This is a genomic window from Pseudoroseicyclus tamaricis (assembly GCF_012070395.1).
Classification (GTDB): domain Bacteria; phylum Pseudomonadota; class Alphaproteobacteria; order Rhodobacterales; family Rhodobacteraceae; genus Pseudoroseicyclus_A; species Pseudoroseicyclus_A tamaricis.
Genome location: NZ_JAAFYS010000004.1, coordinates 353,970 through 367,872 on the forward strand (window position 1 = coordinate 353,970; position 13,903 = coordinate 367,872).

Consider the following 13,903-nt stretch of genomic DNA (forward strand, 5'->3'; position numbering starts at 1 on the left):
GCAGGCCGCCCTGCACCCGAAAACTACTCCGCCGGGGCGGTCTCGTCGCCCTCTTCGGCGGCATCTTCCTCCGCCTCCGCGGGGCCTACGACATTGTCCTCCAGCCCCTCCGGCTGGCCGGCGACGACGAAGTAGAGGTCCTCCGGCTGCAGCAGGCGCGCGGCGACGCGGTTCACGTCCTCCAGCGTCACCGCCTCGATGTAGGAGTTGCGCTCGATGACGTAGTCCGGCGGCAGGTCGAGCATCTGCATGCCCACCATGATCCGCGCGATCTCGTCATTGCCGGTGAAGCGCAGCGGGTACTCGCCGGTCATGTAGGTCTTCGCTGCCTCCAGCTCCGCCTCCGTCACGCCGTTCTCGGCGAGATCGGCCCAGACGTCCTTCACGACGCCCACCGCCTCGCCCATCGTGGCATTGGCGGAGGCGAAGGAGCCCACGATGGCCTCGGCATTGTCGAAGACGTAAAGGCTCGTGCCCACGCCGTAGGTCAGCCCCCGCTCTTCGCGCAGCTCCTGCATCAGGCGGGTGTCGAAGCCGTCGCCCCCGAGGATCTGGTTGAGCACGATGGCGGCGAAGTAATCGGGATCGTCCCAGCCGATGCCCTGATGGCCGAAGATGGCGATGCTCTGCGGCGTCTCGAAATCGACGAGGTCCACCCCGCCGGGCGCCGCGAAATCGACGTGGCCGCCGAGCTCCGGCCCGCTCTCGGGCACGCCCTCCAGCAGCTCGTCGATCAGCGCCTCCGCCTCCTCGGGCGTGATGTCACCGACGGCGCCGACATAGGCGCGGTCCGTCACCAGCAGGTCCTGAAAGCTCTGCATCAGGTCATCGCGCGTCAGCCCGCTGACGCTCTCCACCGTGCCGTCCGAGTCGCTGCCGTAGGGCGCATCCGGGAAGGCATTGGCGAAGAAGCGGCGGGAGGCGAGCGTGCCGGGCCGTCGCTGGGCGGCATCGAGCCCCGCCAGCACCTGCGCGCGCACCCGCTCCACCGCGTCCTCGTCGAAGCGCGGCTCCGTCAGCGCCTGATGGAGGAGGGCGACGGCCTCGTCCCGGTTCTCCGTCAGCATCCGGGCGGAGATGGAGAGCGTGTCGTCGTAGACGCCGAACTCGAAGGTCGCCGCCAGCGCCTCCCGCGCCTCCTGAAATTCCCCGGCATCCATGTCGCCGGAGCCCTCCTCGAGGAGGCCGGTCATCAGGTTGGCGGCGCCGCGCTTGCCTTCCGGGTCCAGCGCCGCGCCGCCCTGGGCGCGGATCTCCAGCGCCACGAAGGGCAGCGAATGGTCTTCCACCAGCCACAGGTCGATGCCGCCGGGGGTGGTCAGCTCCTGGATCTCCACCTCCGCGGCGGCGGGGGTGGCGGCGATGAGGGCGAGGGTGACGGTCAGAGCACGGATCATTGCAGCGCCTCCTGGCGATCGGCGACGACATAGGCGGTGACGGAGCTGTCGATGTCGAACAGCGCCTCGGCGGCGGCCATGACATCCTCGGGCGTCACCGCCTGCAGGATGTCCGGCCACGCCTCGATATCCTCGATGGTCAGGCCCTGCGTCAGCCCGGCCCCGTAGCGGCGGGCGAGGCCTTCCACATCGTCGCGGGCGTAGATCTCCGCCGCGCCGAGCTGCGTCTTGATGCGCTCGAACTGCTCCTCGTCGACGCCCTCCTCGAGGAACTGCGTGATCACCCCGTCCATCGCCGCCTCGGCCTCGCTCAGCGTGACGCCCTCGGCGGGGGCGACGGTGAGCGAGAAGGTGTTGTCGTCGAGGGACATGGCCCCGTAGCCGGCGCCGGAGAAGAGGGCGATGTTCTCGTCGAAGCTCAGCTCCCGCGCCATGAGCGAGGTGAAGCTGGAGCCGCCGAGGATCTGCTCGAGGTAGACGAGCGCCGCCGCCTCCTCCTGCGCGCCGCTGTCCCGCTCCTGCGCGAGGTAGGAGCGCAGCAGGTAATCCTGCCCGACGCGCGGATCGGCGTAGATGATCCGCCGCGCCGCCCTCTGCGGCGGCTCCTCGGTGCGAAAGCGTTCCGGCAGCTGCGGCTCGGCGGGGATGGGGCCGTAGTGTTCCTCGGCGAGGGCGAGGACCGCCTCGGGCTCCACGTCCCCGGCGACGACGAGGATGGCGTTGTTAGGCGAGTAGTAGAGATCGTACCAGGCGAGCGCGTCCTCCTGCGTCAGCGCCTCCATCTCGTGCCGCCAGCCGATGACCGGCTGGCCGTAGCGGTGGTTGAGGTATTGCGACGCCATGATCTGCTCGCGCGCCAGCGCGCCGGCATTGCTGTCCACCCGCTGGTTGCGCTCCTCGAGGATGACGCTGCGCTCGGTGGCGATATCCTCCTCCGTCAGGCGGAGGTTGTTCATCCGGTCGCTCTCCATCTCCATCATCAGCTCCAGCCGGTCGGCGGCGACGCGCTGGAAGTAGGCGGTGTAGTCGTAGGAGGTGAAGGCGTTGTCCGTCCCGCCGTTGGCGGCGACGACGGTTGAGAACTCGCCAGCCTCCATGCTGTCCGTCGCCTTGAACATCAGGTGCTCGAGGAAATGCGCGACACCGGAGAGGCCCGGAGGCTCGTCGGCGGAGCCGGCGCGGTACCACACCATGTGCACGACGGCGGGGGCGCGGTGATCCTCGATCACCACCACGTCCATGCCGTTGTCCAGCGTGTAGGTGGTGACGTCATCGGTCTGGGCCTGCGCGGCCGCGGCCGGCAGCGCGAGCGCGGCGACGAGGGAGAGGGCGAGCTGACGCATGAATCCTCCTGCGGGCATGTCAGCGCGAGACTACAGCCGCCGGCACATCCCGCAAAGCCGGCCCTACCAATCCGTGATACCCCGCGAGCAGGGCGGAGCGGGGGGACCCGGGGCTGCGTTTTGCCGCCGTTCAGCTCGGCACCGCCGCCGCTGCCGTCGCCCTGCCCGGGCAATCGGCGCCCGGCCCGTAGGGTGGGTTTCCAACCCACCTCTCCCCTCTCCACCGGGCGCCCCCCTCTCCGGCGCAGGGCGAGCGCCTGCCCGTGGGATGGCGCCTCAACGGCCCCGCTGCCGCGCTTTATGCACGCCAAACCCCTCCCCGCCCTGAGCGGATCACCAAGCCCCACCACAGCGCCAGCCCGCCGGGACGGGCAAGCGCTCGCGCGGCGCCCTTGGCGCGCACCGGGCGGGGGAGCAGCTAGGACCGGTCACTTCGTGGAGGAGCGGGATACCGGCGGGACAACCCTCCGCCGCCCACCGTAGGGTGGGTTTACAACCCACCTCCCGCGCGCCCGGCGCCAAGGCGGGCCAAAGGCCCGCCCCGCCACTTCACCGCCGCCCGATCTCCCCGCGCACGCCGCCGGTCTGACCCCGGTCGAGCAGCAGGTGATCGAGGAGCACCGCCGCCATCATCGCCTCGCCCACCGGCACCGCGCGGATGCCGACGCAGGGGTCGTGGCGGCCCTTGGTGATCAGCTCCACCGGCTCTCCGTCCACCGTGATCGACTGCCGCGGCGAGAGGATGGAGGACGTCGGCTTCACCGCGAAGCGCACCACAACCGGCTGGCCCGAGGAGATGCCGCCGAGGATCCCTCCCGCGTTGTTCGAGCTGAACGAGAGCCCCTCGTTCTCCCCCCAGAACAGCTCGTCGGCATTGTCGCGCCCCGTCAGCGCCGCCGCGCCCATGCCGGCGCCGATCTCGACGCCCTTCACCGCGTTGATGCTCATCATCGCCGCCGCCAGCTCGGTGTCGAGCTTGCCATAGACGGGGGCGCCCAGCCCGGGGGGAACCCCCTCCGCCACCACCTCGATGACGGCGCCGACGGAGTTGTGGTCGTCCTTGCGCAGGAACTCCAGGTACTCCGCCCACTCCTCCACCGCGCCCGGGTCGGGGCACCAGAAGTCGTTCTTCCCGATCTCCCCGGCGTCGAACCGGCTCCGGTCGATGCCCTTCTCGCCCATCTGCACCATGTAGCCGGTGATCTTGAGCCCCGGCACCAGCGCGCCCAGCGCCGCCCTCGCCACGCCCCCGGCCGCGACCCTCGCCGCCGTCTCCCGGGCCGAAGACCGCCCGCCCCCGCGCGGGTCCCGCAGCCCGTACTTCAGGTGATAGGTCAGATCGGCGTGACCGGGGCGGAACTGCTTCGCGATGTCGGAATAATCCTTCGACCGCTGGTCGGTGTTGCGGATCATCAGCGAGATCGGCGTCCCCGTCGTCAGCCCATCGTAGGTGCCGGAGAGGATCTCCACCTCGTCCGCCTCCTTGCGCTGCGTGGTGTGCCGGCTCTGCCCCGGCCTTCGCGCATCGAGCCACGGCTGGATGTCGCCCTCCGTCAGCGGCACACCCGGCGGGCAGCCATCGACGACGGCGCCGAGCGCCTTCCCATGGCTCTCGCCCCATGTGGTGACGCGGAAGAGGTGGCCGTAGCTGTTGTGGCTCATGGGGCGGCTCCTTGGCAGGCGGGCCATCTCTAGGGCCATGCGGGCGCTATCGCAAACCCCCTTGGGGTGCGCGTCGGCGGGCGGGTGGGCGGTGGGTTACAAACCCACCCTACGCAGGGCGGGCGGGCCCCACCCACCCGCGACGCACCGTAGGGTGGGTTTCCAACCCACCAAGCCCGGCCCGCCACCCCGAGCTGCCCTCGCACGCCGGCCCGTGGGATGGCGCCGCAACGCGGCCGCTCAGGTGTTTTATCGTTCCACACCCCTCGTCGCGGCCCGCTCCGCACCGCCTTCACCAGAGCGCCAGCCCGCCGGGACGGGCCGGCGCTCGCTCGGCGCCTTCGGCTTGATTCCGCGCGGGCGGAGCGGGACCGGCGGTCACTCCCCCTTGCGCCCGCGCGCCCTGTCCCTATCTTCCGCCTCACCTCGGGGGACCCGGCTGCAATGCCGGGCTGAGATGCGGACACCCGCGAACCCGTTGAACCTGAACCGGTTAGAACCGGCGGAGGGAAGGTACGAGCGCTCCACACCGCTCTCATGCCGTCTTTCCGCCCCGCATGAGAGGACCGCACGATGCGCACCATTCTCGCCACGGGGCTGAGCTTCGCTGCTACCGCAGCCATGGCCCAGACGCCCGAACTGACGATCTACACCTATGACAGCTTCGTCACCGATTACGGCCCCGGCCCGGTGATCGAGGAGAACTTCGAGGCCACCTGCGGCTGTGACCTCACCTTCGAGGCCTTCGGCGACGGCGCCGCCCTCCTCTCCCGCCTCCGGCTGGAGGGCGACAGCACCGACGCCGACATCATCCTCGGGCTCGATACCAACCTCACCGCCGAAGCCGCCGACACCGGCCTCTTCGCGCCCCATGGCATCGAGACCCCGGCCCTCGACATCCCCATCCCGTGGACCGACCCGCTCTTCCTGCCCTACGACTGGGGCTACTTCGCCTTCATGGGCGACGCCTCCATCGAGGCCCCCACCTCGTTCCGCGAGCTGGCCGACAGCGACATCCAGGTGGTGATCGAGGACCCCCGCTCCTCCACCCCCGGCCTCGGGCTCGTCTACTGGGTCGAGGCCGCCTATGGCGACGAGGCCCCCGCGATCTGGGAGGCGCTGGCCGACAACATCCTCACCGTCACCCCCGGCTGGTCGGAGGCCTACGGCCTCTTCACCGAGGGCGAGGCGGATGCGGCGCTCTCCTACAACACGTCCGAGGCCTATCACCTCGTCGCCGAGGGCGATGACACCAAGGTCGCCTGGCCCTTCGAGGAAGGCCACTACATGCAGGTCGAGGTGGCCGGCAAACTCGCCTCCACCGACGTGCCCGAGCTGGCGGACGACTTCCTCGCCTTCATGCTGACCGACGGCTTCCAGGGCCCGATCCCGGAGACGAACTGGATGTTCCCCGTCGTCATGCCGGAAGGCGGCCTCGGCGAAGGCTGGCAAAGCCTCGTGGAGCCCGAAACCGCGCTCCTCTACTCCCCCGAAGAGGCTCAGGCCCGCCGCGAGGAGGCCATCGAGACGTGGCGCACCGCGCTCTCCCAGTAGGACCCGGGGTCGCCGCGTCCCTCGCGGTGCTGGCCTTCGTGCTGGTGCCGCTGGGGGCCGTGGCCCTCCGCGCCGGGGGGGCGGGGATGCCCTCCCCCGGCGACTGGGCGGCCTTCCGCTTCACGCTCTGGCAGGCGGCGCTCTCCGCGCTGATCTCCTGCGCCCTCGCCGTGCCCGTCGCCCGCGCCCTGATGCGCCGCCGCTTCCCCGGCCGCGCGCTCTTCATCAGCCTCATCGGCGCGCCCTTCATCCTGCCCGTCATCGTCGCCGTCTTCGGCCTCGTCGCAATCTTCGGCCGCAACGGCTGGCTCAACGCCGCGCTCGGCCCGCTCGGCCTGCCGCCCCTCTCCATCTACGGCGCCCACGGCGTCATCCTCGCCCACGTCTTCTTCAACCTGCCGCTCGCCACCCGCATGCTCCTCTCCGGCTTCGCCTCGATCCCGGGGGAGCACTGGCGCCTCGCCGAGGCGCTGAACCTCCCCCGCTTCCGCTTCCTCGAATGGCCGATGCTGCGGGACCGTCTGCCCGGCGCGTTCCTCCTGATCTTCCTGATCTGCCTCACCAGCTTCGCCGTCGCGCTCACCCTCGGCGGCGGCCCCCGCGCGACGACGCTGGAGCTCGCGATCTACCAGGCGCTCCGCTTCGACTACGACCTCGGCAAGGCCGCGCTCATGGCCGCCGCGCAATGCGCCGTCTGCCTCGCCGCCCTCGCCCTCGCCCGCCGCGTGGCGCTTGCCCCCGTCGCCGCCCCCGGCCTCGGCCTGCCACCGCGCCTCCCATCGGGCCCCCTCTGGCTCGACGCCCTCGTCATCGCGGCCGCCGGCGCCTTCCTCCTGCTCCCCCTCGCCGCCGTCGTCACCTCCGGCCTCGCCGGCATCGCGGAGCTTCCGCCGACGATCTGGCGCGCCGCCCTCCGCTCGCTCATCGTCGCGCTCTCGGCCACCGCCCTATCCATGGCGCTCGCCCTCCTCATGGCCCGCACCGGCGGCCGGCTGGCGGAGGTCGCCTCCGCCCTGCCCCTCGCCGCCTCCTCCCTCGTCACCGGCACGGGGATCTTCCTCATCCTCTTCCGCCTCATCCGGCCGGAGGCGCTGGCCCTGCCCGCCACCATCGCCGTCAACGCCGTCATCGCCCTGCCCTTCGCCTACCGCATCCTCCGCCCGGCACTGCAGCAGGCTGAGATGAACTACGGCCGCCTCGCCGACCAGCTGGGGCTCGCCGGCCTCGCCCGCTGGCGCCTCATGCTCGCCCCCCTCGCGCGCGGCCCGATCGGCTTCGCCGCCGGGCTGATCGGCGCCATGGCGATGGGCGATCTCGGCGTCATCGCCCTCTTCGCGAGCCAGGAGCAGCAGACGCTGCCCCTCGCCATGTCCCGCGCCATGGGCGCCTACCGGATGGAGGAGGCGGCGGGCGCCGGGCTCCTCCTCGTCATCATGGCCTTCGGCCTGTTCTGGATCTTCGACCGGGGAGGCCGCGATGCCAACTGACGGACTTACGCTGGACGCGCTCACCCTCACCCAGGGCGACTTCTCCCTCTCCGCCGACCTGACCGTCCCCGAAGGCCAGACCATCGCCGTCATGGGCCCCTCCGGCGGCGGCAAGTCGACCCTGCTTTCCGGCATCGCCGGCTTCCTCTCGCCCACCTCGGGCCGCATCCTCTGGAACGGGCAGGACATCACGCCGGCCGCCCCGGCACAGCGCCCGGTCACGATGCTCTTTCAGGAGCACAACCTCTTCCCCCACCTGACCCTCGCGCAGAACGTCGGCCTCGCCCTCGGCCCCTCGCTCAAGCATGCCGCCTCCCCGAAGGTGGCCGACGCCCTGTCGCGGGTCGGACTGGAGACCCTCGGCCCCCGCCGCCCGGCGGAGGTTTCCGGCGGCCAGCGCAGCCGCGCCGCCCTCGCCCGCATCCTCCTCGCCGGCAAGCCCCTCGTGCTGATGGACGAGCCCTTCGCCGCCCTCGGCCCGGGCCTGAAGCAGGACATGCTGGCGCTGGTCGACGAGACGCTCCGCGCGGCCGGCCGCACCCTCCTGATGGTCACGCATGACCCCGCGGATGCCCGCGCCATCGCCGATCAGGTCATCGTGGTGGAAGAAAGCCGCGCCCTGCCGCCCACGCCCACGGCGGAGCTGCTGGACAACCCGCCGCCCGGCCTCGCCAGCTACCTCGGCACCAGCGCCCGCGCCCGCAGCTCTTCGTAGAAGGGCAGCGCCTCGGCCACCAGCTCCGCCGCCCGCCCCTCCAGCTCCGGCAGAGGCCCCTCGGCCCCCGCGAACCCGGTCGAGGCATGGACGGCCGGATACCAGTGGCTCGCCCACACTCCGTCCTCCGGCCGCCCGCCCTCGGGCCAGCTCAGCATCGCCTCCGTCCACGGCAGGCCGACCTCGGCGCAAAGCGCCTCCAGCGCCGCCGCCGGGTCCGCCCGGATATCGGCGCTGTCGATCACCGGCCCCGGCAGCCGCGTCCACATCTCCACCTGCTGGCGGTAGCCCAGCTCCTCGAGGTCCGGCAGCTCCCGCTTCGCCCCGTAGCTCGCCACCACCCGCGCCGGGTGGCGGATGAGGTGAACGTTGGTGCAAGCGTCGGCCCAGCCGAGCGGGAAGCCCTCAGGCATCTGGTGCGGCATCACCTTGAGGTAGAGATGCGGCTTGCCCCCCGGGATCGGACCCGCCAGCCCGGCCGCCACCGCCTCCGCGTCACACTCCATGTCGGCGATGATCTCGTCCCGCATCGGGTGGTCCGCACCGCTGACCTTCAGCCACGCCCCGTAGAAGGGCTCGTCGACCACCGCGCAGTCGCCCCGCGCGGCGAAGCTGTACATCATCGCGGTCGACAGGTTCCGCGGCCCGCTCCACATCGCCAGCTTCATGGCGCGTTACCGGTGCACGCCCGGTGCACGCCCCGTGCATGCGCGGTGCATGCGCCCATCCGGCCCCTCACGCGCCCACCAGCGCCTTGTAGAGCCCGCGGATCCGCTCCGTCACCGGCCCCAGCCTGCCCTCTCCGATCACCCTGCCATCGATCTCCGACACCGGCGTCTGCGCGCCGAAGGTGCCGGTCAGGAAGGCCTCGTCGGCCCCGTAAGTCTCGACCAGGCTGAAGTTTTTCTCGAAGACCGGGATGCCGTTCTCGCGGCAGAGCTGGATCACCTTCCCCCGCGTGATCCCGTTCATGCAGTAGTCCCCCGTCGAGGTCCACACCTCGCCTTTACGGACGATAAAGAAATTGCAGGCATTGGTGGTGTTCACGAAGCCATGCACATCCAGCATCAGCGCCTCATCCGCCCCCGCCTTCTCGGCGGCGATGCAGGCGAGGATGCAGTTGAGCTTGGAATGGGAATTCAGCTTCGGGTCCTGGCTCATCGGCAGGCCCCGGATATGCGGCACCGTCGCCAGCCTGATCGGCCGGCCGATGGCGGGTTTGCTATGCTCCATGATGATGGCCACCGTCGGGCCGGAGCGCGACAGCGACGGATGCTGGAAGGGCCGGTGCTTCACGCCCCGCGTCACCATCAGTCGGGCATGGGCATCGCGCTCCATGCCATTGGCCTTGCGCGTCTCTTCCAGCGCATCGGCCACCTGATCGGGCGTCATCCCGATATCGAGGTCGATCGCCTTGGCGGCCTCGAACAGCCTCGCCATGTGCTCATCGAGGAAGGACCAGCCCCCGGGGTAGAGCCTCAGCCCCTCCCAGACGCCATCGCCCAGCATGAAGCCGGAATCATAAACGGAGACCATGGCCTCCGCTTTCGGAACGATCCTGCCGTTCAGCCAGAGGAGGATGCGCTCGTTGCGCGCATCCTCCTCGGACATATGTGTGGAAACTTCTGCCATGGCGCCACTTTTCAGCGGCGCGCCGGCAGGAGCAAGCCTCAGCCGTCGCTTTCGGCGGCGTCTTCCCCTTCGGTCATCTCCTCGTCGGAGGCGCCGTCGTCGGCCATGCCCTCGTCTTCCACCTCGGGCGACACGCTCGTCAGGAAGGCCCAGATATCATAGGCATCTTCCTCGTGACGAACCTGGAAGGCCATCTTCGAGCGGGCCGAGGAATCGTCCAGATGGGCGCGGAGGAAGCCCGTCGGGTCCTGCACGTACTCCACGAACCACTCCTCGGTCCACGACGAGCCGTCCTCGCCGAGGATCGGCAGGTAGTCGCTGTAGCGGAAGTCCTCGTCGCTGCCGACGGGGCGGCTGTTGATCGCGTAGAGGTTCGGGCCGGTGCGGGCGTTGCGGCCGGCAATCGTTTCGCCCTCGTCGTCGACTACGACGTGGCACGCCACGCACTGGCGAGAGAAGAGCGTTTCGCCGTTCTCGGCGTCGCCCATCATCTCGTCCTGCGCGAAGACCGGGGCAGCCGCGAGCGCGGTGATCCCGGCGAGAATGAACGGTTTCATAGTGTCCTCCTGCATCGAACATCCCGCCGGTCGTCCGGCAGGGGTTTGCAGACGAACATAATGCCCTGAGGCAGGCGCGCCAGCCCACCGTGCCATCTATCGGCGCGCTCGGCCCCGCAGATCTCCAATAAGAGTCATTTGTTTTCCGAAGGTGAGGCCTCCACCTCTCCCCTGAGCGGGATGCCCGCCGCCGCCCCCGGCCGCGTCACCTTGAGCGCCGCGGCCCGCAGCGCCAGGCCGATGGCCGCCTCCATCCCCTGCCCCTCGTCGAGCCCCGCGAGGAGGTAGCCGGCGAAGGTGTCGCCGGCGCCGGTGGTGTCGCGCGCCGTGACCTTCGGCGCCGAAAACTCCGCTGCGCCCTCAGGCCCATACCACGTTACGCCCTCGGCCCCGCGGGTGACGATCACGTCCGCCACCCCCAGCGCGTCCGGCGCCCGCCCCGTCGCCTCCTGCAGCTGCGCCGCCTCGACGGCGTTGAGGATCAGAAGGTCGGCATGGGGCAGCATCGCCGACACCGCCCCGGCCTCGAACGGCGCCGCGCAGTAGCACACCCGCAGCCCCGCCGCGCTGGCCCGCGCCGCCGCGTCCTCCTGTCCGTTGGTCTCGTTCTGCGTCACGAAGATGTCACCCGCCTGCGCCGCACCCAGCGCCGCCGCAACCTCTTCCCCGGCGATCGTCATGTTCGCCCCGGGCAGCAGCACGATGGCATTCTCGCCCCCCGCGTCGACGGTGATCACCGCGTGCCCCGTCGGCCCCTCGCGCCGCGCCACGTGCTCCAGCCCGACGCCGTAGCCCTCCAGCTCCGCCAGCACCCGCTCGGCGCCCTCGCCCACGGCGCCCACGTGCACGACCCTCCCGCCCGCCTTCGCGGCGGCGACGGAGAGGTTCGCGCCCTTGCCGCCCAGCCCCTGCGCGTAATCGGTGGAGGCCAGCGTCTCCCCCAGCGCCGGGATGCGCGGCACCTGGTAGACATGGTCGACGTTGATCGAACCGAGGTTGAAGATCGTCACGCGGGATCCCCTTTCATCTGGCCAAAAATACCCTCGGGGGGTTCCGGGGGGCTGGCCCCCCGGCCGCTCTCCACCCCGAGACCGGTCAGCCCACCTTCACCGCCGCCATGACGGCCATGTTCAGGATGTCATTCACCGTCGAGACGGTCGAGCAGACCTGGATCGGCCGGTCGAGCCCGGTGAGGATCGGGCCGATCACCGTCGCCCCCGCCATCTCCTGCATCAGCTTGACGGAGATGGAGGCGGAGTGCCGCGCCGGCACCACCAGCACGTTCGCCGGCCCCGTCAGCCGCGAGAACGGGTAGTTCTCCGCCGAGCGCGGGTTGAGCGCCACGTCCACCGCCATCTCGCCCTCGAACTCGAAGTCCACGCCCCGCCGCTCCAGCACCGCCGGCGCGCGATGCATCTTCTCGGAGCGTTCGGAGACGGGGTAGCCGAAGGTAGAGAAGGAGACGAAGGCCACCCGCGGCACCAGCCCGAGGTGCCGGGCCACGGCGGCGCCACGCTCGGCGATATCGGCGAGGTCCTCCTCCTCCGGCCATTCATGCACCAGCGTGTCGGCGATCAGCACGATGCGGCCGTTGGTCATGAGGGCGGAGACGCCGACCGCCCCGTCATGCGGGCCGGCGTTGTAGACGTGGTTGATCAGCTCCAGCACGTGGGCGCTCTTGCGCGTCACGCCCGTCACCATGCCGTCGCCATGGCCATGGGCCAGCATCAGCGCGGCGAAGACGTGCCGGTCGCGCGCGGCGAGGCGGTGGATGTCCTGCGCGTCGTGGCCCTTCCGCTGCAGGCGGCGGTAGAGGAAGTCCTTGTAGGTCTCCAGATGCGGGGTGCGCGCGGCGTTGGTGATCTCCAGCTCCCCCATCGCGTCGGCGAGGCCGGCGGCGCCGAGCTTCTCCGCCACGTCCGCCTCGCGGCCCACCACCACGGCCCGCCCGAGGCCGGACCGCTGGAAGGCGACGGCGGCGCGCAGCACGCGTGGGTCGTCGCCCTCGGCGAAGATGATCTTCGCCTGCGCGGCCCGGGCGCGGGCATAGAGGCCGCGAAGGACGGAGGCCGTCGGGTCCATCCGCGCCATCAGCGCCTGCTCGTAGCTTTCCATGTCCACGATCGGGCGGCGGGCGACGCCCGTGGCCATGCCGGCGCGAGCGACGGCGGGCGGGATCTTGTGGATCAGCCGCGGGTCGAAGGGCGTGGGGATGATGTAATCGCGCCCGAAGGTCAGGTTGCGGCCATAGGCCAGCGCCACCTGATCGGGCACATCCTCGCGCGCCAGCGCCGCGAGGGCCTGGGCGCAGGCGATCTTCATGTCGTCGTTGATGGCGCGGGCATGGATGTCGAGCGCACCGCGGAAGAGGTAGGGAAAGCCGAGGACGTTGTTGACCTGGTTGGGGTAGTCGCTGCGCCCCGTGGCGACGATGGCATCCTCGCGGACCTCATGCGCCTCCTCCGGCGTGATCTCGGGATCGGGGTTCGCCATGGCGAAGATCACCGGGTCGGGCGCCATGCTGGCCACCATCTCCTTCGTCACCGCGCCCTTGGCGGAGACGCCGAGAAAGACATCCGCCCCCGCCATCGCCTCGGCCAGCGTGCGCGTGTCGGTCACCGCGGCATGCGCCGATTTCCACTGGTTCATGCCCTCGGTGCGGCCCTGGTAGATGACGCCCTTGGTGTCGCACATGATGCAATTGTCGGGCGTGGCGCCCATCGCCTTCAGTAGCTCCAGGCAGGCGATCCCCGCCGCGCCGGCGCCGTTGAGGACGATGCGCACGTCCTCGATCTTCTTGCCCGAGAGGTGCAGCGCATTGATGAGCCCCGCCGCGCAGATGACGGCCGTTCCATGCTGGTCGTCATGGAAGACGGGGATGTCCATCTCCTCCTTCAGGCGCTGCTCGATGATGAAGCACTCGGGCGCCTTGATGTCCTCGAGGTTGATGCCCCCGAAGGACGGCCCCATCAGGCGGACGGCGTTGCAGAAGGCGTCCGCGTCCTCGGTGTCGAGCTCCAGATCGATCGAGTTGATGTCGGCGAAGCGCTTGAAGAGGACCGACTTGCCTTCCATCACCGGCTTGGAGGCGAGCGCGCCGAGGTTGCCGAGCCCAAGCACCGCCGTGCCGTTGGAGATGACGGCGACGAGGTTGCCCTTGTTGGTGTAGTCGTAGGCCGTCTCGGGATTCTCGGCGATGGCCTCGCAGGGGATGGCGACGCCGGGGGAATAGGCGAGGCTGAGGTCCCGCTGAGTGGTCATCGGCACGGTGGCCGTGACCTCCCATTTGCCGGGCGTGGGCTCCATGTGGAACGTCAGCGCGTCTTCGCGCGTGAAACGCGGCTTGGCCATGTGGGGCTCCTCCCGGTCTTCTCCCGAAGCAACTCCATAGGACATGCGGGGGATTGGGGGAAGCGGGGAGGGTGACGGGCCAGTGTGCGCCAGTCCAGCGTTGCCGCTCCTCTCCCGCCCGGAATCAAGCCGAAGGCGCCGGGCGAGCGCCTGCCCGTCCCGGCGGGCTGGCGCTCTGGTGAAGGCAGCGCGAAGCTCGGAGCAT

General features: G+C 70.5%; 11 protein-coding genes and 1 riboswitch. Of the genes, 3 read left to right on the top strand and 8 right to left on the bottom strand.

Features of this window, described 5'->3' with window-relative positions:
* Positions 1-23 precede the first annotated feature (23 nt).
* From GY170_RS17500 to aroC, 3 genes are all read right to left on the bottom strand, one after another.
* A complete protein-coding gene (locus GY170_RS17500; RefSeq protein ID WP_163895992.1) occupies positions 24-1,397 on the bottom strand; it encodes a M16 family metallopeptidase in 1,374 nt (457 codons plus the stop codon).
* Complete coding sequence (locus GY170_RS17505) at positions 1,394-2,740, bottom strand: M16 family metallopeptidase (RefSeq protein ID WP_163895994.1); 1,347 nt, start codon at positions 2,738-2,740, stop codon at positions 1,394-1,396. The genes GY170_RS17500 and GY170_RS17505 overlap by 4 nt, the downstream gene beginning before the upstream one ends.
* A gap of 549 nt (positions 2,741-3,289) precedes the next feature.
* Complete coding sequence (aroC, locus tag GY170_RS17510; RefSeq protein WP_163895996.1) at positions 3,290-4,402, bottom strand: chorismate synthase; 1,113 nt, start codon at positions 4,400-4,402, stop codon at positions 3,290-3,292.
* 417 nt (positions 4,403-4,819) lie between these two features.
* Positions 4,820-4,930, top strand: a riboswitch (TPP riboswitch).
* A 45-nt stretch (positions 4,931-4,975) separates the two neighbouring features.
* Here aroC and thiB point away from each other — a divergent pair.
* Genes thiB through GY170_RS17525 form a run of 3 tightly spaced genes read left to right on the top strand, consistent with a single transcriptional unit; the run spans position 4,976 to position 8,158 of the window.
* On the top strand, positions 4,976-5,956 hold the full coding sequence (gene thiB / locus GY170_RS17515; protein WP_163895998.1) for a thiamine ABC transporter substrate binding subunit: 981 nt from the start codon (positions 4,976-4,978) through the stop codon (positions 5,954-5,956).
* Positions 5,932-7,443: a thiamine/thiamine pyrophosphate ABC transporter permease ThiP gene (locus tag GY170_RS17520; RefSeq protein ID WP_163895999.1), complete on the top strand. Its 1,512-nt coding sequence runs from the start codon at positions 5,932-5,934 to the stop codon at positions 7,441-7,443. Before thiB ends, GY170_RS17520 begins: the two co-directional genes overlap by 25 nt.
* Positions 7,433-8,158, top strand: coding sequence for a thiamine ABC transporter ATP-binding protein (locus GY170_RS17525; protein ID WP_163896001.1), 726 nt, complete (start codon positions 7,433-7,435; stop codon positions 8,156-8,158). The genes GY170_RS17520 and GY170_RS17525 overlap by 11 nt, the downstream gene beginning before the upstream one ends.
* Here the strand turns inward: GY170_RS17525 and GY170_RS17530 are convergent.
* The 5 genes from GY170_RS17530 to GY170_RS17550 form a co-directional block, all read right to left on the bottom strand.
* Entirely contained in the window at positions 8,119-8,826 is a 708-nt protein-coding gene (locus tag GY170_RS17530) for a sulfotransferase-like domain-containing protein (protein WP_163896003.1), read from the bottom strand. The two genes, GY170_RS17525 and GY170_RS17530, sit on opposite strands and share 40 nt — an antisense overlap.
* A gap of 67 nt (positions 8,827-8,893) precedes the next feature.
* Positions 8,894-9,790, bottom strand: coding sequence for a D-amino acid aminotransferase (locus tag GY170_RS17535; RefSeq protein WP_163896005.1), 897 nt, complete (start codon positions 9,788-9,790; stop codon positions 8,894-8,896).
* A gap of 38 nt (positions 9,791-9,828) precedes the next feature.
* Complete coding sequence (locus GY170_RS17540; RefSeq protein ID WP_163896007.1) at positions 9,829-10,347, bottom strand: c-type cytochrome; 519 nt, start codon at positions 10,345-10,347, stop codon at positions 9,829-9,831.
* 134 nt (positions 10,348-10,481) lie between these two features.
* Positions 10,482-11,357 (bottom strand): ribokinase, encoded by an 876-nt coding sequence (locus GY170_RS17545; protein ID WP_163896008.1) that lies wholly within the window; start codon positions 11,355-11,357, stop codon positions 10,482-10,484.
* Positions 11,358-11,442: 85 nt separating this feature from the next.
* On the bottom strand, positions 11,443-13,698 hold the full coding sequence (locus GY170_RS17550; RefSeq protein WP_163896010.1) for an NADP-dependent malic enzyme: 2,256 nt from the start codon (positions 13,696-13,698) through the stop codon (positions 11,443-11,445).
* Positions 13,699-13,903: the final 205 nt, after the last annotated feature.

What these genes read in the sequence shown, in the direction of transcription:
- GY170_RS17500 (WP_163895992.1), bottom strand. Translation starts at nt 1,397, where the DNA reads ATGATCCGTGCTCTGACCGTCACCCTCGCCCTCATCGCCGCCACCCCC.
- GY170_RS17505 (WP_163895994.1), bottom strand. Translation starts at nt 2,740, where the DNA reads ATGCGTCAGCTCGCCCTCTCCCTCGTCGCCGCGCTCGCGCTGCCGGCC.
- aroC (WP_163895996.1), bottom strand. Translation starts at nt 4,402, where the DNA reads ATGAGCCACAACAGCTACGGCCACCTCTTCCGCGTCACCACATGGGGC.
- thiB (WP_163895998.1), top strand. Translation starts at nt 4,976, where the DNA reads ATGCGCACCATTCTCGCCACGGGGCTGAGCTTCGCTGCTACCGCAGCC.
- GY170_RS17525 (WP_163896001.1), top strand. Translation starts at nt 7,433, where the DNA reads ATGCCAACTGACGGACTTACGCTGGACGCGCTCACCCTCACCCAGGGC.
- GY170_RS17530 (WP_163896003.1), bottom strand. Translation starts at nt 8,826, where the DNA reads ATGAAGCTGGCGATGTGGAGCGGGCCGCGGAACCTGTCGACCGCGATG.
- GY170_RS17535 (WP_163896005.1), bottom strand. Translation starts at nt 9,790, where the DNA reads ATGGCAGAAGTTTCCACACATATGTCCGAGGAGGATGCGCGCAACGAG.
- GY170_RS17540 (WP_163896007.1), bottom strand. Translation starts at nt 10,347, where the DNA reads ATGAAACCGTTCATTCTCGCCGGGATCACCGCGCTCGCGGCTGCCCCG.
- GY170_RS17550 (WP_163896010.1), bottom strand. Translation starts at nt 13,698, where the DNA reads ATGGCCAAGCCGCGTTTCACGCGCGAAGACGCGCTGACGTTCCACATG.